Annotated in this window: 19 protein-coding genes and 1 pseudogene; 5 read left to right on the top strand and 15 right to left on the bottom strand. The window is 67.0% G+C overall.

The window, feature by feature from the left end; genetic code table 11:
- The 3 genes from HLH48_RS21440 to HLH48_RS21430 all read left to right on the top strand — a co-directional run.
- The coding region (locus HLH48_RS21440) for a murein hydrolase activator EnvC family protein (RefSeq protein WP_182999503.1) at nucleotides 1-1,178 on the top strand (1,178 nt) is incomplete at its 5' end.
- 135 nt (nucleotides 1,179-1,313) lie between these two features.
- Nucleotides 1,314-2,738 (top strand): S41 family peptidase, encoded by a 1,425-nt coding sequence (locus tag HLH48_RS21435; RefSeq protein WP_182999502.1) that lies wholly within the window; start codon nucleotides 1,314-1,316, stop codon nucleotides 2,736-2,738.
- Nucleotides 2,731-3,237, top strand: coding sequence for an RNA pyrophosphohydrolase (locus HLH48_RS21430; protein ID WP_182999501.1), 507 nt, complete (start codon nucleotides 2,731-2,733; stop codon nucleotides 3,235-3,237). The genes HLH48_RS21435 and HLH48_RS21430 overlap by 8 nt, the downstream gene beginning before the upstream one ends.
- Nucleotides 3,238-3,321: 84 nt before the next feature.
- Here HLH48_RS21430 and HLH48_RS23415 read toward each other — a convergent pair whose 3' ends face one another.
- Nucleotides 3,322-3,585, bottom strand: a complete 264-nt coding sequence (locus HLH48_RS23415) for a winged helix-turn-helix transcriptional regulator (RefSeq protein WP_246387659.1) — start codon at nucleotides 3,583-3,585, stop codon at nucleotides 3,322-3,324.
- Between the two features lie 114 nt (nucleotides 3,586-3,699).
- On the opposite strand from HLH48_RS23415, the gene HLH48_RS21420 reads away from it, so the two are divergent.
- Together HLH48_RS21420 and HLH48_RS21415 are read left to right on the top strand one after the other, a co-directional pair.
- Nucleotides 3,700-3,852 (top strand): tautomerase family protein, encoded by a 153-nt coding sequence (locus HLH48_RS21420; RefSeq protein WP_182999506.1) that lies wholly within the window; start codon nucleotides 3,700-3,702, stop codon nucleotides 3,850-3,852.
- A 255-nt stretch (nucleotides 3,853-4,107) separates the two neighbouring features.
- Nucleotides 4,108-4,977 carry a zinc-dependent alcohol dehydrogenase family protein gene (locus HLH48_RS21415; protein WP_264812525.1) on the top strand — a complete coding sequence of 290 codons (870 nt, stop codon included), beginning with the start codon at nucleotides 4,108-4,110 and terminating at the stop codon, nucleotides 4,975-4,977.
- A gap of 70 nt (nucleotides 4,978-5,047) precedes the next feature.
- Here the strand turns inward: HLH48_RS21415 and HLH48_RS21410 are convergent, their stop codons facing one another.
- The 14 genes and pseudogenes from HLH48_RS21410 to HLH48_RS21345 form a co-directional block, all read right to left on the bottom strand.
- Nucleotides 5,048-6,622 carry a sigma-54-dependent Fis family transcriptional regulator gene (locus HLH48_RS21410; protein ID WP_182999500.1) on the bottom strand — a complete coding sequence of 525 codons (1,575 nt, stop codon included), beginning with the start codon at nucleotides 6,620-6,622 and terminating at the stop codon, nucleotides 5,048-5,050.
- Between the two features lie 102 nt (nucleotides 6,623-6,724).
- Complete coding sequence (locus HLH48_RS21405; protein WP_182999499.1) at nucleotides 6,725-8,389, bottom strand: alginate export family protein; 1,665 nt, start codon at nucleotides 8,387-8,389, stop codon at nucleotides 6,725-6,727.
- Between the two features lie 98 nt (nucleotides 8,390-8,487).
- Nucleotides 8,488-8,943: a cyanase gene (cynS, locus tag HLH48_RS21400; RefSeq protein WP_182999498.1), complete on the bottom strand. Its 456-nt coding sequence runs from the start codon at nucleotides 8,941-8,943 to the stop codon at nucleotides 8,488-8,490.
- A 14-nt stretch (nucleotides 8,944-8,957) separates the two neighbouring features.
- A complete protein-coding gene (locus tag HLH48_RS21395; RefSeq protein ID WP_182999497.1) occupies nucleotides 8,958-9,800 on the bottom strand; it encodes an ABC transporter ATP-binding protein in 843 nt (280 codons plus the stop codon).
- Nucleotides 9,790-10,647 (bottom strand): ABC transporter permease, encoded by an 858-nt coding sequence (locus HLH48_RS21390; RefSeq protein ID WP_182999496.1) that lies wholly within the window; start codon nucleotides 10,645-10,647, stop codon nucleotides 9,790-9,792. The genes HLH48_RS21395 and HLH48_RS21390 overlap by 11 nt, the downstream gene beginning before the upstream one ends.
- A gap of 8 nt (nucleotides 10,648-10,655) precedes the next feature.
- A complete protein-coding gene (locus HLH48_RS21385; RefSeq protein ID WP_220795256.1) occupies nucleotides 10,656-11,948 on the bottom strand; it encodes a CmpA/NrtA family ABC transporter substrate-binding protein in 1,293 nt (430 codons plus the stop codon).
- A 4-nt stretch (nucleotides 11,949-11,952) separates the two neighbouring features.
- Complete coding sequence (locus tag HLH48_RS21380; RefSeq protein ID WP_182999495.1) at nucleotides 11,953-13,302, bottom strand: FAD-dependent oxidoreductase; 1,350 nt, start codon at nucleotides 13,300-13,302, stop codon at nucleotides 11,953-11,955.
- Nucleotides 13,299-14,423 (bottom strand): acyl-CoA dehydrogenase family protein, encoded by a 1,125-nt coding sequence (locus HLH48_RS21375; protein WP_182999494.1) that lies wholly within the window; start codon nucleotides 14,421-14,423, stop codon nucleotides 13,299-13,301. The genes HLH48_RS21380 and HLH48_RS21375 overlap by 4 nt, the downstream gene beginning before the upstream one ends.
- Nucleotides 14,424-14,473: 50 nt before the next feature.
- On the bottom strand, nucleotides 14,474-15,019 hold the full coding sequence (locus HLH48_RS21370; RefSeq protein ID WP_246387658.1) for an OsmC family protein: 546 nt from the start codon (nucleotides 15,017-15,019) through the stop codon (nucleotides 14,474-14,476).
- Between the two features lie 486 nt (nucleotides 15,020-15,505).
- The gene (locus HLH48_RS21365) at nucleotides 15,506-15,904 is read right to left on the bottom strand and encodes an NUDIX hydrolase (RefSeq protein WP_264812526.1); all 399 of its coding nucleotides are present in this window, start codon (nucleotides 15,902-15,904) and stop codon (nucleotides 15,506-15,508) included.
- A gap of 23 nt (nucleotides 15,905-15,927) precedes the next feature.
- Nucleotides 15,928-17,523: a DHA2 family efflux MFS transporter permease subunit gene (locus HLH48_RS21360; RefSeq protein ID WP_182999492.1), complete on the bottom strand. Its 1,596-nt coding sequence runs from the start codon at nucleotides 17,521-17,523 to the stop codon at nucleotides 15,928-15,930.
- Complete coding sequence (locus HLH48_RS21355) at nucleotides 17,520-18,611, bottom strand: HlyD family secretion protein (RefSeq protein WP_182999491.1); 1,092 nt, start codon at nucleotides 18,609-18,611, stop codon at nucleotides 17,520-17,522. Before HLH48_RS21355 ends, HLH48_RS21360 begins: the two co-directional genes overlap by 4 nt.
- A 124-nt stretch (nucleotides 18,612-18,735) precedes the next feature.
- Complete coding sequence (locus tag HLH48_RS21350) at nucleotides 18,736-20,457, bottom strand: ABC transporter ATP-binding protein (protein ID WP_246387660.1); 1,722 nt, start codon at nucleotides 20,455-20,457, stop codon at nucleotides 18,736-18,738.
- A gap of 159 nt (nucleotides 20,458-20,616) precedes the next feature.
- Nucleotides 20,617-20,871: pseudogene (locus tag HLH48_RS21345) on the bottom strand (CCA tRNA nucleotidyltransferase); the annotation flags it as partial.

Genomic DNA, 20,871 nt, shown 5'->3' with positions numbered 1-20,871 from the left:
CGCAGGCCCAGGCGGCCCAGCAGGCCCTGGTCGCCCGCCAGCGGCGCCAGGCCCGCGACCTGGCCACCCGCACCGCCGCGCGCGACGCCGCGCGCGCGCAGGCCCGTCAGGACACGGCCCGCGCCGCCGCCCTCTCGGCCGCCACGGTCGATGCCACGACCCGCTTGCAGCAGACCGAACAGCAGACGGCCGATCTCGCCGACCGCGTGGCCGCCCTGCGCGCCGAACAGGCCCGCCTGCGGGCGGAACTGGCGCGCGACTCGGCCGCCATCACGCCGATGCTGCCGCTGGCCGCCCGGCTGGCGCGCTATCCCGCCGATACGCTGCTGGCCGCCCCGGTCCCGCCCGACCGCGCCATCGCCGGCCTGCTCGTCATCCAGGGCCTGTCGGCCCAGCTCGAACAGCGGGCCGACGCCATCCGCACGCGCCGCGCCGCCCTGGCGGCGCTGGATGCCGACCTGGCCGCCCGGACCGCGCAATTGTCGGCGCTCCAGCAGCAGCAGGCCGCCCAGCGCGACAGCGTCGCCCGCGCCGCCGAGGCCGCGCGCCAGGCCCAGCAGCGATCGAACGGCGCCGCGACGCGGGCGGCCCGCCAGGTCGAGGACGCGACCCGCCAGGCCAGCAGCCTGCAAGACGCCGTCAACCGGATCGAAGCCCTGGAAAAAGCCGCCGAGGACCGGCTGGAACAGGCCGCCCAGGCCGCCATCCGGGCCCATCGCGCCGACGAGGCCGCGACCGCCCGCGCCCGCGCCGCCGCCATCGCCCAGGGGCCAGGGCCCGGGCTCAGCGCGCGCGCCCCCGGCACCCCGGCCGGCCGGGGCGCGCCGGTCCCCGGCACGATCGTCACCGCCTGGGGCACCACGACCGAGTCCGGCCCCGCCACCGGCATCACCTATGCCCCGCCCTCCGGCGCCACCGTGCGCGCGCCATGCGCGGGACAGGTCGATTTCGCCGGCGTGTTCCGCTCGTACGGCCAGATGATCATCCTCGATTGCGGCCGTCACGACCGCTTCGTCCTGGCCGGGCTCGGGGCGCTGGCGGTCTCGACCGGCCAGGCGCTGGCGCATGGCGCGCCGGTGGGCCGCATGCCCGACTGGGCCGGCCAGGGCGCCCGGCCGACCCTGTTCGTGCAATTGCGCCACGGCGGCGGGGCGGTCGATCCCGCCCCGTTTCTATAGCGCCGCTCTCGACGGTTTCCGCCGGGCGCAAGTTCGGTATAAGATCGCCGAAATGACGATGGTCCGTGCCTTTCCGACGGCACGGAGCCCCCCACCGTCCACGGCAGGGGCGGTTTCACTCAGGAGACGCACGGTATGACGTTCCGCACCGGCCTGCTGCTCGGCTGCGCCTTTCTGGCAGGCATCGCGGCGGGGCCCCAGATCGCCCACCTCTCCCTCGCCGGAGGGAACAGCCTGACATCCAACGCCCTCGCCGCCAGCCTGGCCAAGGACAGCGACTCGGACTCGCCGGCCGAGAATTTCCGCCTGCTGTCGCTGTTCGGCCATGTGCTGGAACAGGTGAAGGCGAATTACGTCGACCAGGTCTCGAACCGCGAACTGATCATCAACGCGCTGAACGGCATGCTGAGCGGCCTCGACCCGCACAGTTCCTACATGACCGAGAAACAGTACGCCGACCTGCAAACCCGCACCAAGGGCGAGTACGGCGGACTCGGGCTGGAAGTCCAGGGCGAGGACGGCCACATCCGCGTCGTCTCGCCGATCGACGACACCCCCGCCGCCAAGGCCGGCATCAAGACCGGAGACTACATCGTCGCCATCGACGGCAAGAACATCGACGGCCTGCCGCTGGACGACGCCGTGCAGCGCATGAAGGGCAAGCCGGATACCAAGATCTCCCTGACCCTGATCCGCGAGAAGACACCCAAGCCGATCATCGTGACGATGACGCGGGCGATCATCCATCTCCAGGTCATCAAGTCGGCCCTTTACGATTCGACCGGCTATATCCGGGTGTCGGAATTCAACGAGGAAACCGACCCGGGGCTGGAAGCCGCCTACCAGAAGCTGAAGACCCAGGCCCACGGCCACCTGACCGGCCTGGTGCTGGACCTGCGCTCCGACCCGGGCGGCCTGCTCAACCAGGCGATCGCCGTCAGCTCCGATTTCATCCGCAATGGCGAAATCGTCTCGACCCGCGCCCGCCACCCGCAGGAAAGCCAGCGGTGGGACGCCCACGGCACCGACATCACCGACGGCCTGCCGATGGTGGTGCTGATCAATGGCGGCTCGGCCTCGGCGAGCGAAATCGTCGCCGGCGCGTTGCAGGACCATCAGCGCGCCGTGCTGGTCGGCGAGAAAACCTTCGGCAAGGGCTCGGTGCAGACCATCCTGCCGATTCCCGGCGACGGCGCGCTGCGCCTGACCACCGCGCGCTACTACACGCCGTCGGGCCGCTCGATCCAGGGCCTGGGCATCGTCCCCGACGTGGCGGTGCGCGAAACCCGCGACGATCCCGGCTACAGCATCCGCGAGGCCGATCTCAGCCATATCATCAAGAACCAGGGCGGCAACACCGCCAAGCCGCCGTCGCGGGTCGACCTGCCGCCGATCGTCGCCTCCATCCCCAACCAGCCGCCGCCCAACTGGCCCGCCTTCGACATGACCAAGCCCGCGACCGACTTCCAGTTGCAGCAGGGGCTGAAGATCGTCCGCGCCATGGCCAACGGCCCGCACACGGCGGATGCCTCGCCGGCGAACCTGCCGCATCATGACTGATGCGGCTTCCCTGCCCTACCGCCGCAATGTCGGGGCCATGCTGTTCAACGACCGCGGCCAGGTCCTGATCGGCCGGCGCACCGACATGCCCGGCGCGGGCGGCCCGCCGTCCGAGGGCACCTGGCAGTGCCCGCAAGGCGGCATCGATGACGGCGAGGCCCCCGAACAGGCCGTGCTGCGCGAACTGCACGAGGAAATCGGCACCGACCGCGCCCGGATCGTCGCCGCGCACCCGCGCTGGCTGACCTACGACCTGCCTCCGGCCCTGCTCGGCAAGGCGCTGGGCGGCCGCTATCGTGGCCAGACCCAGCAATGGTTCGCCCTGCGCTTCACCGGCACCGACGCCGACATCCGGCTCGACGCCCACCTCCCGGCGGAATTCGACGCCTGGCAGTGGGTCGATCTGGCCACGCTGCCCGACCGCAATGTCGGCTTCAAGCGCCCCATCTACCAGACCCTGGCCCAGGACTTCGCCCCCTACGCCCACCCCGCCGACTGACCGCCCGCGGCCCGGGCGGACGAAACGCCACGCCACTGGTTTCCATAACGTCCGTTCCAACGCGCCCCGACCGCCGGATGTCCTTCAGGACGAGCGGTTCAAGCGCCACCGCATCAGATCGTCGGCACCACGGCCAGCCACGGCCCGAACATGTTCCGCGCCGAGCCGATCCGCCAGGGTCGCGTTCGTCACGCCTGTCGACCGACACAGATCGTCATAACGTCTCAGACCCAGGATGAGATCGCGCATGACGAGCATGCCCCAACGATCGCCGATCGCGCCCATCACAGCCGCGACCGAACACGCCATCCTCTCAAAACCCTTCGACCGCATCGCCGCATACCCCATGAAAGATCGGCGGCATGCCAGGCAGGGCACGACAATCTGTCACTCCAATCATTAGAGCTGGATAAACTCCAGTCATTGGAGTAACCATGCCACGCATCAGCGCGGCCGACCGCCATCGCCGGGCGCGGTCATCGCTGGGAACTGCATGTCGACGAGACGCCGTTCGAGCTATGGACGCTCGACGGGTTCAGGCCACCCGCGCCGAACTCACCCGCCGAACTCAGATGGCGCCAGGAGAACAGACCCTCGGCCCACGACGCAGACTGAAAGGCCACGCCGCCCGACCGGGTCGCCGTGCCAAGATCGCCTGGCCGGAAAAAACCGTCGATGCGCCAAGGGAGATTGTCATTTTACTGGACATCCGGCGCGGCGCGGTCGCCATCATGCCGCCTTCTCTCCGGATAAGGCCCCCGCGGGACAAAAAGGCTCGGACATCATGAAATCCTATATTTTCCCAAGCCTGGGCAGTATCGACAATCTGGTTGTCCAGACAGGCGGATACCCACGCCCGCATACCGCCAGGTGCTGGTCAGGCTGTGCGCGGCCTCGCTGAATTATCGCGACCTGACCGTCGCCCGCGGACGCCTGCCCCGGGCCAAGGCGGTGGATCTCGTTCCCCTGTCCGATGGCGCGGGCGATCGCGTCGCCGGCCTGTTCTTTCAGGCCTGGGCCGGCGGCGCGCTGTCCGAGCGCATGGCAGGCTCGGCGCTCGGCGGCCGGGTCGATGGCGTCCTGACGGAATATCGCCTGTTCGACGAGGACGGCCTGATCGGGCTTCCCGATCACCTGACCTTTCAGGAAGCGGCCACCCTCCCCTGCGCCGCGCTCACGGCCTGGCACGCGCTCTTCGGCGGCGCGCGCACGCTTCTGCCCGGGCAACGCGTCCTGCTGCTCGGTACGGGGGGCGTTTCGCTCTTCGCGCTCCAGTTCGCCCTCATGGCCGGCGCCCATGTGATCGCGACCTCCTCCGACGACGCCAAACGCATCCTGATGCGCGAGATAGGCGCCCAGGAAACGCTCAATTATCGCGATCAGCCGGACTGGGGCCGCGTCATCGCGGAGCAGGGCGGCGCGGACCACGTCATCGAGGTCGGCGGCGCCGGCACACTGCCCAACTCGATGGAAGCCTGCCGCTTCGGGGGCGCGATTCACCTGATCGGCGTCCTGACGGGCGGCCAGATCGACCCCACGAACATCATGCGCCGCAACCTGCTGCTGGAAGGCGTCAATGTCGGATCACGCGCGATGTTCGAGGCGATGAACGACGCCATCACGACACACCGCCTGTACCCGCCGATCGATCGCGTTTTCCCGTTCGGCGAAGCCCGGGAGGCCTATCGCCATTTCGCCGGAGCACGCGGAATCGGCAAGGTCGTCATCGACATATCCTGAGAAACACGCCCCCCACAGCCGACCGTCATCAGCCCGCGTGAAACGGGCGCCGTTCGAACCGTCCAACCTCCTACAGAATATCCCGAGCGGAGATATTCAGCAGCTTGAGGCGGTAAGAAAGCTGCCGCGTGGTAATCCCCAGTTGCCGCGCGGCATTGGAGCGGTTGCCCCCATTATGGCGCAGCAGGGCGATCAGCTCCTCGCGCGAATGGGATGACGCGGGCAGGTACGGACGCAGGACCGGGGCGGGCGCGATACTCGCGGCGGTGGTATCGAACAGCTTGCTCCGCAGCAGGGCATGCAGGTCCCGCGCCGCGATCATCGGCTCCCTGGCCATCAGCACGACATATTCCATGGCGCCGCTCAACTGGCGGACATTGCCGGGCCAGTCATGCCGCGCCAGCAGGGACAGAGCCGATGCCGACAGATTGATGTTGCGCTGATATTTCTGGTTGAACTGACCGAGAAAATGATTGGCCAGCAACGGCACGTCCTCCGGACGCTCCCGCAGCGCGGGAAGCCGGATGGAAATCGTGTTCAACCGATAGAAAAGATCATATCGGAACCGGCTCTCCTCCATCTGGCGCTTCAGCGGCGTGCTACTGGCGCTCACGACACGGACGTCGATCTTCACCTGCCGGCTCGCGCCGATCCGCGCGATCGTGCCGCGTTCCAGCGCATGCAGCAGCCGCGCCTGCACCGACAGAGGAAGTTCGTTGACGTCATCCAGAAAGAGCGTCCCCCCGCTGGCCTGTTCCAGATAGCCGATCTGCCGGTCCCGCGCGCCGACGAACGCCCCGCGCTCGTAGCCGAAGAATTCCCGCTCGAACGACTGCTCGGCGACGGAAACGCAGTTGACGCGGACGAACGACGATGTGCCGCGCGCGCTGGCAGTGTGCAGTGCGCGCGCGAACAGTTCCTTTCCCGTGCTGGTCTCGCCTTCCCGCAGCAGCGGCGAGTCGGAGGCCGAAACCCCCTCAAGCTCGGTCAGCACCCGCAGCAGCGCCGGCGAATTGCCGATGATGCCATGGCGGCTGGACGCTTTGAGGGCTCGTTCCAGCAGGGCATTATGTTCGTGCAGCGCGCGCTTTTCTTCCTCGACACGATTGTGCAAGGTCAGCATCTGCCCCACGAGCGTCACGAGGATCTGCAGAATCGCCACGTCGTCGGCCAGCGCCCGCCTGCGGTGCCGCAGGCGATGGCAGGCGAGCAATCCCACTTCGTTGCGCGGCAACAGGATCGGCATGGCGATAAAGGCGACCTTGCCCGGCGGCAGGCTCTCCCTGCGGACCGCCCGGCCCAGAAACAAGGGCTCCCGATCGATATCCTGGACGATAATCAAGTGTTTGTCGCGCAGTGCGGTACCGGTGATCCCTTCGCCCTCCTGATAGACCCCCCGCGCGATTTCCTCTTTTGTCAGACCATAGGCGTAACGGATGCGATAGGCGGTGCCGTCCGTGTCGCGCCAGAGGATGCGTGCCCGGTTGAGCCCCAGCAATTCGGACAGCAGATGCACCACCTCCCGGCAGATCGCGGCGGTACCCGATTGCCGACCCACCAGGGTCGTGACACTGCGCAGCAACAGCATTTCCTGCGAACGCCAGAATTCCGCCGAGAAATGATCCATGCCGTCCGCGTCGCTCATGCCTCTCCCGTTCGATCGTCATGAACGCCCGTACCCGTCCGGTCGAAGGAAAGCACGGGCGAAAGCCCCTCCCGCACCATCCCCGCTGTTCCGGGACGCCATTCAGAAAACAAAGCGCATCGTCTGCATGGACATCAAACTCGATCGCAGGCCGGCATCCTGTAGCGCGTGGGATACGGCAAGCCCCGCGATATCGTGCGTCCACGTCCAGTGTGGCGCAAAGTTCCAGGCCAGTTGAAGCTGCGGCTCCACCCCGATATAACCGCCTCCCAGAGCCGAGCGCGGCGCATAGATGCGACCGACGCCGTAGATAGCATCCTGCGTACTCTCGCGCCAGAAAAATGGCGCGTGAAACTGCACCGCCAGCCTCCGCGAGACCTGATAGGAAAAGAGCGGCCCGACGCCGACCAGATTCTGATCGTTCAGGCTCAGCGTCACATCATTATAGTAAGGCAGAGGAAAATACGGCGTACCGAACGTACCGACCGACCCGCTGGTCCGGTTATAGTCGCCGCCCGAAAACACATCCGCCTGCACGCCCAGCGACGGCTTGCCCCGGATCCAGGAAAAACTGTAGACGGCACTGCCATTGACCGCGAAGGCATCGACCGCGCGATGCGGCGCGTCATTCGCCTGACGGAACGATCCACCCTGGTAGATCCCCGTCAGGCTGATGGTAAACGCCGCCAGATTACCCCACAGCCGTCCACCGACGCCGTCGCGTCGGGTGCTACCCGCATGCACGGTTCCGGGTTTCGCCGCCGCGAGACCCGCCGTCGGGCCGCCATACAGGTAGCCGATGAAGAACGTATCGAGGAAAAGCTGGCTGGACTTACCCATGAAACTGAATGTCGGAAGCGCGAGAGAACCGTACCCCCCGTACAGCCGTCCGGCATAATTCGTTCCATCCGAAAAAATTCCGACAGGCGCTTTATTTGTCTGAAGAAAATCGAAGATATCCACGCGGAAATTCTTCCATATGGCATATCCCCTGAAACCGTCCCATGTCTGCTGCACGTTCGGGATATCGCGCGCGGACTGCATCGATACCGGGGCATCGAGGAAAATCTGCCGGCCGCCCATCGCACCCATATGGGCGTTGAGCAGCGTTCCCCGGACCTCGAAGATCCCCTGCTGAAGATCCAGCCGCTCGCGTTGCAGGCCGGTATTGTAGCCATAGGTGTTGGCCCCCCCGGCCACGGCGTCCAGCAGTTCCGCATAGATGCGCACATGCGTACCCAGATGCAGGTCCGCGCCATACTGGTTGCGCAGCAGGATCCGGCTCGCATTCGTGACGCCGGCCTTTCCCATGGCGGGCTGGGTTTCGAACACGTAGCGCAGCCGTTCCTCACCGTTCAGGCTCAGCCAGATCGTTCCATTGTCGTTCAGGCGGATATATTTCAACCGATTGAACCAGTCCCGCCGGCGGATATCGGGGGCCGCCCTCGCGAGAAACTTCCAATCCTCCGCCCAGCGCGCCTGACCGTATGGGGCCACCGTGCCAAAACCCGATGCCGCCCCCTTCGCGGCGCCGAACACGCCATACCATGTCGGCCGTGCAGACGCGGGCGGGGGCAGGATGACCGGGCGCGGGAGGGAGGCGATACGCAAGCCCGCAGCGGCCGGCGCCTTCGTCTCGGCTTTTTCCGGTGCATCGGCCAGCGCCGGGCCGGCCAGACTGATGCCGAACCATGCCGCCGGAACCAGCCTGTTCCATATCCGCGCACGCGCGGGTCGTTTCACGAAATCGGGTCCGATCGCACGCATGAATCATCCTTATTATTTCGTTATCGAAATAACATCGTCGCATTGGAAAAGATGTCACAGACCGCACCGGGCCGCGCGCACGCGGCCCGGTCAGACGGTCAATGGGCTTTGTAGGGCAGGAACTTCCCCGACATCGTCACATTGACCCGGTCGCCGGCCGCATGCGGTTCGCGTTCGATATCCAGCCGGAAATCGATCGCGCTCATGATGCCGTCGCCGAATTCCTCGTGGATCAGTTCCTTGATCGCCGGCCCGTACACGCTGACGATTTCATACCAGCGATACAGCAACGGATCGGACGGCGCGCCGCCGTCGAGCGTCCCCTTGCTGGGCGGCACCTGCAACCACGGCAGGGCGGACGCGTCCAGATCGAACAATGCGACGATCTTCTCCGCGCTTTTCGCGCCGAACGTCATCTGCCCCAGGCAGGCCGAGGTCGTCCATTCCTTGCTCTGGCCGATATGCTCGGCCACCGCCTTCCATGTCAGGCCCCTGGCAACGCGGGCGGCGACGATGGCGGCGGTCACGTCGGCACGATTCTTGAAAACGGTCATGGGTATATCTCCTTTCAGAGGTTCGGGTCGCTCTGGACCAGCGCGGATCGCCGCACCAGGAAATCGACCAGATGATTGCGAAATTCGTAAAATCCGCTTTCATGATGCATGCGCTCGCGCGTACGGCTGCGCGGCAGCGGATTGGCCACGTCCTCGGCCAGTTTTGCCGACGGCCCATTGCTCATCAGCAGCACGCGGTCGGCCAGCAGAATGGCCTCGTCCACATCATGCGTGATCATGAAGACGGTCTGTCGCGTTTCCGTGCAGATCCTCAGCAGTTCCTCCTGGATCAGGCCGCGCGTCAGCGCATCCAGCGCCCCGAACGGCTCGTCCATCAGCAGAAGCCGCGGCTGCGTCGAAAACGCCCGGGCGATCCCGACCCGCTGACGCATGCCGCCCGAGAGTTCGAACGGTTTCTTGTGCATCGCCTTCGCCAGCCCGACCATGGCCAGGTAGTGCTCCGCCTTCTCCCGCACCGCGTGGCGCGAGGCCGCCGGTTCGCGCGCCCGCACCGCGAACGCCACGTTCTGCAGCGCGGTCATCCACGGCAGCAGCGCGTGCCCCTGGAACACCACTCCCCGGTCCAGCCCGGGCCGGGTGACTTCCCGTCCGTCGATGATGACGCCGCCGGTCGTGGGCTGCTCCAGGCCGGCAAGAATGTTCAGGATCGAACTTTTTCCGCATCCGGAATGACCGATCAGGCAGACGAAATCACCCTGGTGGATATCGAACGAGACATTCTCGAACACCATCGGACTGTTCTGGCGATATTGCTTGCCCATGTCCGATACCCGCACCAGCACGCGGGGTTCCGTCGTCCGGTGCAGCGGCGCGGAGGCCGACAGATCATTCGGCATAGCGCACGCTCCGCTGAACCAGGGCCAGGACGCTATCCAGCAGCATCCCCGTCGCGCCGATCAGGAGAATCGCCAGGATGACGTTGGACAGGGACAGGTTGTTCCATTGATTCCACACGAAATATCCAATGCCCGAACTGCCGACCAGCATTTCGGCCGCGACGATCGCCAGCCAGGCGACGCCCAGCCCGATCCGCATGCCGGTGACGATGGCCGGGGCGGCGGCGGGCAGCAGCACCAGCCCCAGCCGCTGCGGCCAGCGCACTTCCAGCGTGCGCGCCACGTTCAGCCATTCCCGTCGGATCGTCGTCACGCCGAACGAGGTGTTCAGCAGGATCGGCCACAGCGAACAGATGAAGATGACGAAGATGCCGCATCCTTCCGCATTGCGGATGGTGTAGAGTGCGACCGGCATCCAGGCCAGGGGCGAGATGGGGCGCAGGATCTGCACGAAGGGGTTGAACGCGCGCTGGAGCACCGGATGCAGGCCGAAGGCGAAGCCCAAAGGCACCGCCACCAGCACCGCCAGCCCATAGCCGACCGCGACCCGCAGCAGCGAAGCCCCCAATTGCCAGCCGATGCCCCGGTCGCCGGGTCCATTGTCGCGCAGCGGCGCGCGCAATTCGTCCATCGCGCTCCGTACGAATTCGGCGGGCGTCGGAAAGCCGCTGGCATGCGCCGTGGCGGCATCGCGTCCCATCAGCCGCTGATATTCCGCATTGCCCTCGGGAATGCCGTAGGGCGAATGCGAAACCGTGGGATGGGTGGCGTATTGCCACAACAGCAGGCCGCAGCACAGCACGGCCAGTGAGAGGAAAAGGGAAAGACGTCTTTCCTGGACGGGCATGGCGGCGATCACCGGCTGTAGGATGGGGGATGGAGCGGATCGAAGGCCCGGCCCATGATGGCGTAGTCCGGCCAGTCGTTCCGCGCGGCGGCGGGCAGGGGCAACCCCATGTCGGCCACCTGCCTGCGGACTTCATCGATCAGGAACACCTGTTGCGCCATGTCCTGGCAGGGGACCGCGTCTTTCAGATACCCCCAGCGCGAGAACTGCGAGAGAATCCACACCGCCATGGACGGATAGGGATAGGGCGAAAACCCGGCACGTCGCGGATTGTCGCGGACCATGCCCAGCCCGTCGGCATAATGGCCTGTCAGGCTCTGGCGAATCACGATTTCCGGCTGGTTGAGATAGGCGGGCTGCGCCATGATCCGGGCGGCCTCCAGCCGGTTGGCCGGGTCCTGCATGAAATAGGCGGCGCGAATCATGGCACGCTGCATGGCGCGGTATGTGCCGGGATATTGCGCCATGAACGCGGCCGTGACGCCGAAGGCGCAGCAGGGATGCCCATCCCACAAATCCGCGCTGAGGACATGCAGGAATCCGGCCTGTTCGTATACGGCGCGCTGGTTGAACGGCTCGGGACCCAGGAAGCCGTCGATATTGCCGGCCCGCAGGTTGGCCACCATGTCCGGCGGTGCGGTCACCCGCAGCGACACATCCCGGTCGGGATCGAGACCATATTGCGCCAGATAGGCGCGCAGCAGCAGATTATGCATGGAAAATTCAAAGGGAATGGCGAACGTCATGCCTTTCCACTGGCGGGGGTCCCGATTTTTCCAATGTTTCAGTGCCATCGTCAGCGCCTGGCCGTTGATGTTCTGCATGGTCAGCGCGCGCACGGGCTGGATCGCGTGGCTGCCCAGCCCCAGCGAGAGCGACAACGGCATCGGCGACAGCAGGTGCGAGCCATCCAGCGACCCGTCCAGCAGCCTGTCGCGGATCAGCGCCCAGCCGGCCGTCTTGTGCAACTGGACGTTCAGCCCCTCCTGCCGGAAAAACCCCTTGGCCATGGCCATGATCAGCGGCGCGGCGCAACTGATCGGCACGAAGCCGATCGCCAGGTCCGGGCGTTCCACCGGCACCCGGGCGGTACTCCCCCCGATGATGGCGGGCGGATCGGCCAGTGCCCCCATGCCGCCCCCCGCGAACACGGCCCCCGCAGCCAGCCCGCCGATAAAGCGGCGCCGCCCCCCGGTCATGATCGGCCCATGCGCGCCGCAGGCACACGCCGCCCCCGTTCCGTCCGTCACCGACGACGCGCGAAAGAGATGCCCGCCGCTGAAACAGATATCGTCGCGCATCGGTTCAGACCTCCAGCCGGGCGATGACGGTGTCGCCGCGGCGCTGCTGCATGACCAGTCGCCCGGGCACCTGATCGACCGGCTCCCACGGCATGTCGGGGTGCGGCTGGCCGGATAATGCGAACCCGGCGGTTCTGCTCTTGAGCCGTATCTTCGGCGACCGGTGCCGATAGCCCGCATGCGCGTGCCCCAGGATCTGGTGGGCGATCACATCCGCCTGGCCGGCCAGCGGCGCGATATACCGGCATGGCACGCCATTCAGGCTCACGCAGTCGCCCAGCGCATAGATATCGGGCGCCGAGGTCCGCATGGTCGCCGGGTCGACCGCGATGGCGCAGTCCGTTTCAATCCCCGCCACCCGCGCCAGGCGCAGATCGGTCCGCAGGCCCGTCGCGGCGATGACGATATCGGCCGGCAGGCACGCGGCATCACCCGCCGCCTGCATCTCGATCTCCACGCCGTCACCCGCGCCGCGCACCCCGGTCACGCGGCAATCCGTCACCAGCCGGATGCCCGTCGCGCGCAGACGCTCCGCCACCACCGCCCCCGCCTCGGCAGGCAGCATGCCGCGCAGCGGCACGTCGTCACGGCACAGCAGGGTGACGTCATGCCCGCTCAGCACCGCGTCCTCGGCGAGTTCGCAGCCAATCAACCCGGCCCCGACCACGACGATATGCCGGGATCGGGCGCCGATCCGCGCGCGCAGCCCTTGCCAGGACCGTAGCGTGTTGATGCGCCAGACCAGACTGTCCGGCAGTTCCGGACACGGGATCGGGCGGGCGCCATAGGCCAGCACCAGGCTCCGATAGCGCAGCGTGCCGGAGGTGGTGCGCACCCGGCGGCCGGACGGCTCGATGCCCGACACGACCGTTCGGGACAACAGGCGCACGTCCAGCTCCAGCGCGGCCTCCTCGCCGCCGGCCGAGCGGATATCGCCCAGATCGAGCCGGCGCGACAGCGCCACCGACAGGAGCGGCTTCGCATAGCGATCGGCATCGCAGGCGCTCACCATGACGATGCTGGCCGACGGCGCCAGCGCCCGCAGCCGTTCCGCCACGCTCCAGCCCGCGCTACCCGCCCCCACGATCACCGCGTCCCATATGGTGCCCGAGGACCGCCCCGGGATCTGGGTCGGGGTGGCCGGCACCGCATCGGGCGCGACAGGCAGATAGGGCTCGAAATCGGCTTTACAGACACCGCATAGCGGGCAGGACCAGTCGTCGGGAATATCGTCGAACCGGGTTCCGGGCGGCAGGCCGCTGTCGGGGTCGCCCAGGGCCTCGTCATAGATCCAGCCACAGACGATGCAGATATATCTGCGGAATGCGTCCGCTTCCTCATACGCCGCGTTCATGCCGGAAAATCCTCCGCCGCAAGCCGCGCGATTTCCAGGCGCAGATGCTTGATGGCGGGCGTCACGATCGCGACGAACTGCGCCTCGCGCATGCGCCGCTGCGGGGCCGCATCGCTCAGATACCCTCGCGCGCCATGATGCAGCAGGCCGGATTGCGCGGCCCGCAATGCCAGTTCGCTCGCCCATACGCGCACGTCCAGAACATCGAGCAGATAGTCGGTCTCCGTCCGGTCCGGCGTCCCCGCCAGCAACAGGGCGCGCTCGAGGAACGCATCCAGTTCCTGCCGCATCATATCGGGGCGATCTTCCAGGAAGCGGTTCACATGGCCGAGCTGGGCATCCGCCTCGTACATGGAATCGATGCAACCCTGCACGATCCCGGCGGCCATGCCGGCTTGCAGCAGGATGAAGGGCGCCTTGATGGCGGTCACCATGGGCTGCGCCGGATGGGCGATGACGTCGCGATCCGGCACGAAATGCCGCTTCAGACGCAGACCCCAGGTACTGCTGCCCTCCATCCCCGAAAAATGCGGGCAGGGGGCAAGAAGACCGTCATCGTCCAGGCGCAGGAGAAAGAGAATCTCCTGTCCCGCCTCCCCGTCCCTGCGCGCCATCGCGCCGCAATATTGCCCGGGGGCGATATGGCTGACCCAGGGCAGGTTGCCGCTGACCAGAAATCCCCCCTCGACCCGGCTGGCCGACAGCGCCATGCGTTCGATGCCGGCAAGGGCCTTCATGGGGTTGGACAGGGCCGTTCCGCCGAAAGACTCCCCCCCGGCATGGCGTTCCAGCAGGACGGTGTTCAGCGCCGGGTCGGGCGCGCGTTCCAGATAGAGCCCGCAGACCATGTGGCACCACATCAGGAACCCCGTGCATCCGCATTGCCGGCTGACGGCCGCCATGGCGCGCAGCGCAAGCCCGAAGTCCCGGCCACGGCTTTCCAGATGGGGGGCCAGGGCGCCCGCCGCGCCCAGTTGCCGCATGATATCCAGCGGGTAATAGCCCTGGCGGTCGATCGCGACGGCGCATCGCGCCAGCGGCCCCCGCGCGATGTCCTCCACCCGGGCAAGAAGATCGACGTCCGTCGGAAGAACGGGCGATACGGATGTGCTAGCTGACATGGACGTTCAAACTCCCCTTCCCTGCGGGCGGACGCCGATGGCGGACAGGTTCAGTCCGCCAGGCCGATGGTCATGGGAATGGGGTTGCGTATGCTGTTGGCAACCGGCGAGAAGACATTGGCGTGCTGGACGATGTCGTCGAATTCCTCCGGCGTGGCATCGCCCTCCACCGCAACGCGGACGCGAATGCGCTGGAATCCCATCTGCTCGGGCCTGCGGTCGGCCCCGTCTGCGCCCCAGGCGGCGGTATTGCTGATATCGCCTTCCAGCCACAGTTCCAGGCGGGTCAACCGCACATTGCGGCAGGTCGCGACCGCGGTAATCCCCACCGCGAGGCACCCGCCCAGCGCGGACAGAACGATCTCGCCCGGTGCCGGGGCCGTGTTCTGGCCGAACAGATGCGGCGGCTCGTCCACGACGACAGGGGCATGGTCGCCCACGTAGCTGAGCGTGCGATATTGGCCCTCGCATACCGTATGGACCTTGTTGGTCCCGAACGTATCCGGGTTTTCACGCCCTTTTTGCGCGAATTTCAGCAGCCCGTCCCGATCGATCGGCCGCAGATAGGTGCTGACGGTTTCGCTCTTGGTCATCATGCCGGGCCTCCTGCCCATCAAACCCTGTGCCGTTATGGCTTGGGCAGGATACATTCCGGGGCGATGATTATAAGCGATTTTACTCGTATTTTTTAATATGTTGATTTTTAATCAAAAAACAAAGAACCCCCAAGGGGGTCCCGCTAACTTTGTCAGGTTTGTCCACTTTGAAATAACTATTTTGTATCGTATAATTATCCATTACCCGCGAACGCTGGTGCCATGCCTGCACGGCACGAGGCAGGCATCCGGATCTCGATGGGTGGCAGGAAGCACTGGATGGATATGTCTTCAACGAGCGCCTCTGGCGTTCGTCCGGACACGCGGGCATCGCCGCCCGGTTCAACGTTCACCATCGGGGCCGAACGTCCTGTCGAACCGTGAGATGATCATCCCGGTCCAGCCCGAGGATGAGCACAACACCCCATGCTTCACGAACTGAAGCAGCGATCCAAGGTCATTTGTACGATTTCGTCATCCGCCGCACTACGCGGCGGGCACGCGCAACGCCGGCAGCACATGCCGGTTCAACAGCGGGGCCAGGCGGATCGGCGGCTCTTCCTCGCCCTCCACATCCAGCCACAGCATTTCCGCGATCTCCGCCGCGACCACCGGCGTGCCGTCCAGGTCCCCACGATAGACCGCCGCCCGCACGACCCACCCGCGCTCATTGGCCGCCGGCGCCTCGAAATGGCCCAGCAGCCCCAGCCCCTCCGGCCGCAGCCGGCAGCCCAGTTCCTCGTGCAGTTCGCGTCGCAGCGTCTCGGCTTCGCTCTCGCCCGGCTCCGCCTTGCCGCCCGGCAGCATGAAACTGCCGGTGCCGCGCTTGCGCACCACCAGCAGCGCCCCGTCCCGCACGATGGCGGCCGAAACGACCGAAATCACGCGCCGCCGGGTCCTGCCGCCGCTCAATGCCCGGCCGACGGCTTTTTGCCGCCCCCCTTGATGGGCGACAGCAGGAAGCAGAACGGCACCACCAGAAACGCCCCGATCCCCAGGATCATGAACACCTCGTTATAGGCCAGGATCGCGATCTGCCGCGTGAATTCCACGAACAGCCGGTGCTGCGCGACCGCATTCACCGCCCCCTGCGCCACCCCATGCCCCGACGCCGCCTGCCGCGCCCGCGCCAGATAGTCGTTATAGGGCTGATGGAACGGCGTCATCCAATGCACCATCTGCGTCTGATGCGCCTGGCGGATCTCGGTCAGCATGGCGGTCGAGCCCGAAATCGCGATCGACCCCAGCACGTTGCGCGCCATGCTGAACAGCGCCGACGCATCGGCATTCAACTCGCGCGGCAGCGTGGCGAAGGTGATGGTCGAAATCGGCACGAACAGAAACGCCAGGCTGGCCGTCTGCGCCATGCGGAACATCACCAGGTGACGGAAATCCAGCAACGGCACCAGATGCGCCGACCAGAACAGCGACACGCCCATCAGGAAGAAGCCCGTCGCGATCAGCGCCCGCAGGCTGATATATTTCATCGACCGCCCGACCAGCGGAATCAGGGTGATCACCGCGATGCCGCCGGGCGACAGGATCAGGCCCGACAGGGTGGCGGTATAGCCCATCACCTGCTGCGCGAATTGCGGCACGATGATCGCGGACGCATAGAGCAGCGCCCCCACCGCCCCGATCAGCATGGTGCCGGTGGCGAAGTTCCGGTCCTTGAACACGCGCAGGTTCACGGCCGGCTTCTTGGTCCGCAACAGCCACACCACCGCGCCGCCGATTCCCAGCACCGCCAGCACCGCCATGGTGCGGATCATGGAGGAGCCGAACCAGTCCTCGTCCTCGCCGCGATCGACCGCGACTTCCAGACAGCCGAAACCGATGGCGATCAGCCCGATCCCCACGACATCCAGCGGCGCCTTCTGCTTGTGCGCCCAGGGCGGGTCCTCGACGATCATCGACACGGCGAAGGTCGCCGCCAGCCCCACCGGCACGTTGATGAAGAAGATCCAGCGCCAGGAATAATTGTCGGTGATCCACCCGCCCAGCGCCGGCCCGATCACGGGGGCCACGATGGTGGCGATCGCCGTCAGCCCGAACGCCGCCGCCCGCTTCTCGGGCGGAAAGGTGTCGAGGATGATCGATTGCTGGTTGGGTTGCAGCCCGCCGCCGAAGAATCCCTGCATCAGCCGGAAGATGATCAGCTCCGGCAGGCTGGTCGCCATCCCGCACAGAAAGGACGAGACGGTGAACATGAAGATGCAGATCAGGAAATAGCGTTTTCGACCCAGCAACTTCCCCAACCACCCCGAGATGGTCAGCACGATGCCGTTGGCCACCAGATAGGATGTCAGGGTCCAGGTCGCATCGTCATAGGTCGAGGACAGGCTGCCGGCGATATGCGGCAGCGAGACGTTGACGATGGTCGTGTCCAGGATTTCCATGAACGCGGCCACCGTCACGACGATCGCGATCAGCCATGGATTCGCCTTGGGCTTCCATGGCGTCTCCGCCGGGGCGGACGCGCCGGCGGCCGGGCCGTCGCTCATTCCGTATGCACCGTCGGCACGACCGACAGGCCCAGCGACAGCGGCAGGTCGGGCCGCAATCCCTGGTCGATCAGAATCTTCACCGGCACGCGCTGCACGATCTTCACATAGTTGCCCGTCGCGTTCTCGGGCGGAAAGGCGCTGAACGTCGCACCGGTGCCAAGCTGGATCGAATCCACATGCCCCTTCAGGTCCAGGAACGGATAGGCATCGACGGCGATGTCCACCTTCTGTCCCGGCCGCATATGGGTCAGTTGGGTTTCCTTGTAGTTGGCGATCACCCACACTTCCGGCTCGACGATCGAGAAGAGCGACTGCCCCTCGCTGGCAAAGCTGCCGCGCTCGATATTGCGCTGCGAGATCCAGCCGTCATGCGGCGCGCGGATCTCCGTCCAGCCCAGGTTCAGCTCGGCCTGCGCCAGTTGCGCCCGCGCCTGCGCGATCTGCGCGTCGTACTGGCTGATCCGCGTCTGGGTGGTCGAGATATTGGCCTGCACCGGCTCGGCGATCCGCAAATTGCCTTCCGCCTGCGTCACCTGGGCCTTCGCGGCCTGGAGCGCCGCCGTGGCATAGTCGATATCCTGCTGCGTCGTCGCGGCCCGCGCCACCGCATGCTGGCGGCGATAATCGGTCTCGGCCCTGAATTGCTGCGCCTGGGCGGCCTGCAACTGGCCCTGCGCCACCTGCAGGCGGCCCGGGAAGTCCTTCTCGGCAACCGCCAGGCCAAACTGCGCCCCGATCGCCTGCGCCTGCGCCACCTGCAACGTCGCCGCCGCATTGTCGCGCGCGGCGCGATAATCGCGGTCGTCGATCCGCGCCAGAAGCTGGCCGGCATGGACGAACTGATTGTCGTTCACCAGCAGTTCCGTGACATAGCCACGCACGTGCGGCGCGATGGTCACCGCGCGGCCGGCGGTAAACGCGTCATCCGTCTCGACGTCGTGCCGCGTCAGGAACCAGTACACCCCGGCCCCCACGGCAATGACGACGATAAAGGCGATCAGCCCGACACGGACCAACGGGTTGGATTTCTTCGTAGGCGGTTTTTCCGGCGTGTCGCCCGACCTTGCGCCGTCTTGCTCGGCCATACGATTCCTCTTGGGTTCCAGCTCATCTCGGCGGCGCGGTCGAATGACCGAACCGATCGGTCAATCCATGGCACGAAGAACCCGATCCATCAACCGCCCTGCGTCGCATCCCCGCACCCTCGGGCTAAAGACCGAACGCCTGGGTCCTGACCATGCGGGCATACAGCCCGTCGGCCGCCATCAGTTCGGCATGGGTGCCGCATTCCACCCCCTGCCCGTCGGCCAGCACCACCACCAGGTCGGCCGAGCGCACGGTCGACAGCCGATGGGCCACGACGATGGTCGTCCGCCCCCGGCGCAACTGCCCCAACGCATCCTGCACCAGCGCCTCGCTCTCGCTGTCCAGCGCGCTGGTCGCCTCGTCCAGCAGCAGCACGCGCGGATCGCGCAGCAGGGCGCGCGCCAGGGCCACCCGCTGGCGCTGCCCGCCCGACAGCCGCTGCCCCCCGGGCCCGACGCGGGTGGCGAACCCCTCGGGCAACGCGTCGATAAAGGCCTCCGCCGCCGCCGCCCGCGCCGCCGCGCGAATGTCGGCATCGCTCGCCGCCGGCCGGCCGACCCGGATATTCTCCGCCACCGACAGGTCGAACAGCAGCGTATCCTGGCTGACATAGGCAATGGCATCGCGCAAATCGGCCAGCCGCACGGCGCGCAGATCCACCCCATCCAGCACGATCCGCCCGCCGCTCACGTCATGCAGGCGCGGAATCAACGACAGAGCGGTCGATTTCCCGGCCCCGGACGGCCCGACCAGCGCCACCGTCAGCCCCGGCCTGGCATCGAAACTCAGCCCATCCAGCCCCACCCGCCCGTCGGGATACACGAAAGACGCCGCCTCGAACCGCAGGTGCCCGTTGCCCTCGGGCAGGGGCCGGGCATCGGCCGCCTCGACGATGTCGGCGGGCTCGTCGATCACGGCGAAGATCCGCTCCAGCCCCGCGAATCCTTCCTGCATGGCGGCATTCAGCGACCCGAGCGCCCGCAACGGGCGGGACGCCAGCAGCAGCGCCGCCACGAAGCCCGAAAAATCGCCCAGCGTCGCGCCCCCCAGCGCCGCGCGCCACCCGGCGAAGCCCAGCACGGCGGCCACGGCCCCCCCGCCCAGCACTTCCAGCACCGGATCGACCCGCGCCCGCCCCCGCGCGATGCGCAGCAGGGCGGCATGCAACTGGTCGAACGCATGATCGACCCGCTGCGTCTCGGCGCCTTCCAGGCGATAGACCCGCACGGTGCGCGCCTGCGAAAAACTCTCGGTCAGCAGGGCGGAGGTCTCGCCCATCCGCTCCTGCATCCCGCCCGAGGCCCGTCGCACCTTCCTGCCCAGCCGCTGGATCGGCACCGCCGCGATCGGATACAGCACCGCCGCGATCAGGCTCAGCTCCCAGTCCATGTAGAACATCGACACCACCAGCCCCACGACGGTGACGACATCGCCCAGCGAATTGACGGCCCGGATCATCGCCTCGCGGATCGAGACGGCATCGGTGGTGAAGCGCGCCGCGAGTTGGGCCGGCGCCTCGCGCTCGACACGGGCGATGTCGGCATGCAGCAGATGGTCGAACATCGTCGCCTGCAAGCCGCGGATCACCACCAGCACCAGATTCTGCACGGCGACGGTCTGGCCGTATTGCGACAGCGCCTTGGCGGCGGTGATCAGGATCACCAGCGCCGGCACCTGGTAGAGAATGCGCGGATCGTGGGCGGCGAACATGTCCAGCGCCCGCTGGATGACCAGCGGATACAGGCCGGTCAGCGACGCCATCAGCACGGTCAGCCCGATGACGGCCGCGATCCGCGCGCGATGGCGGCGCACTTCCTCGCGCCACAGGCGCCGCATCAGGCCCATGCCCCGCTCGCGCGCATCGCGTCCCACGGGCCGGGCCGGCGGCGGCACGGGCGGGGGAGAAACCGGGGTCCGGGATGAAACGACGTTCATGCAGCCCTTTAACAAGCCATGGGTGACAAGGAAAGCAACGCCGTTCCCCCCGCGCCCGTCCCGCCGCCGTCAGGCGGAATTCGCCATCAGCCCGTCCAGATGGGCCAGGCACGCCCGCCGATCCGCCCGGCATCCCCCCGCGCGCCACCACGCGCGCACCTCCGCCAGCCGCCGCCCCACCTCCGGGCCTGGCGCCATGCCGGCCGCCACCAGGTCGCCCCCCGCCAGCGGAAACACCGGCCGCGCCCGCGCCAGCAGGTCGGCGCGCAGCGCGTCCCACGCCGGCGCGGGCCGCCCCAGCCGCTCCGCCTGGGCCCGCCAGCT

The sequence above is a fragment of the Gluconacetobacter sacchari genome (assembly GCF_014174255.1).
GTDB lineage: Bacteria > Pseudomonadota > Alphaproteobacteria > Acetobacterales > Acetobacteraceae > Gluconacetobacter > Gluconacetobacter sacchari.
The sequence above is the reverse complement of the archived record's forward strand: the minus strand, read 5'-3'. Positions and strand labels throughout refer to the sequence as shown.

Bases quoted from the DNA above. Each gene is read 5' to 3' on its own strand.
- HLH48_RS21410 (WP_182999500.1), bottom strand. From the start codon at position 6,622: ATGAGCGACGCGGACGGCATGGATCATTTCTCGGCGGAATTCTGGCGT.
- cynS (WP_182999498.1), bottom strand. From the start codon at position 8,943: ATGACCGTTTTCAAGAATCGTGCCGACGTGACCGCCGCCATCGTCGCC.
- HLH48_RS21350 (WP_246387660.1), bottom strand. From the start codon at position 20,457: ATGGGCCTGATGCGGCGCCTGTGGCGCGAGGAAGTGCGCCGCCATCGC.
- HLH48_RS21385 (WP_220795256.1), bottom strand. From the start codon at position 11,948: ATGCGCGACGATATCTGTTTCAGCGGCGGGCATCTCTTTCGCGCGTCG.
- HLH48_RS21390 (WP_182999496.1), bottom strand. From the start codon at position 10,647: ATGCCCGTCCAGGAAAGACGTCTTTCCCTTTTCCTCTCACTGGCCGTG.
- HLH48_RS23415 (WP_246387659.1), bottom strand. From the start codon at position 3,585: ATGGGGTATGCGGCGATGCGGTCGAAGGGTTTTGAGAGGATGGCGTGT.
- HLH48_RS21380 (WP_182999495.1), bottom strand. From the start codon at position 13,302: ATGAACGCGGCGTATGAGGAAGCGGACGCATTCCGCAGATATATCTGC.
- HLH48_RS21375 (WP_182999494.1), bottom strand. From the start codon at position 14,423: ATGTCAGCTAGCACATCCGTATCGCCCGTTCTTCCGACGGACGTCGAT.
- HLH48_RS21370 (WP_246387658.1), bottom strand. From the start codon at position 15,019: ATGATGACCAAGAGCGAAACCGTCAGCACCTATCTGCGGCCGATCGAT.
- HLH48_RS21395 (WP_182999497.1), bottom strand. From the start codon at position 9,800: ATGCCGAATGATCTGTCGGCCTCCGCGCCGCTGCACCGGACGACGGAA.
- HLH48_RS21435 (WP_182999502.1), top strand. From the start codon at position 1,314: ATGACGTTCCGCACCGGCCTGCTGCTCGGCTGCGCCTTTCTGGCAGGC.
- HLH48_RS21405 (WP_182999499.1), bottom strand. From the start codon at position 8,389: ATGCGTGCGATCGGACCCGATTTCGTGAAACGACCCGCGCGTGCGCGG.
- HLH48_RS21360 (WP_182999492.1), bottom strand. From the start codon at position 17,523: ATGAGCGACGGCCCGGCCGCCGGCGCGTCCGCCCCGGCGGAGACGCCA.
- HLH48_RS21430 (WP_182999501.1), top strand. From the start codon at position 2,731: ATGACTGATGCGGCTTCCCTGCCCTACCGCCGCAATGTCGGGGCCATG.
- HLH48_RS21355 (WP_182999491.1), bottom strand. From the start codon at position 18,611: ATGGCCGAGCAAGACGGCGCAAGGTCGGGCGACACGCCGGAAAAACCG.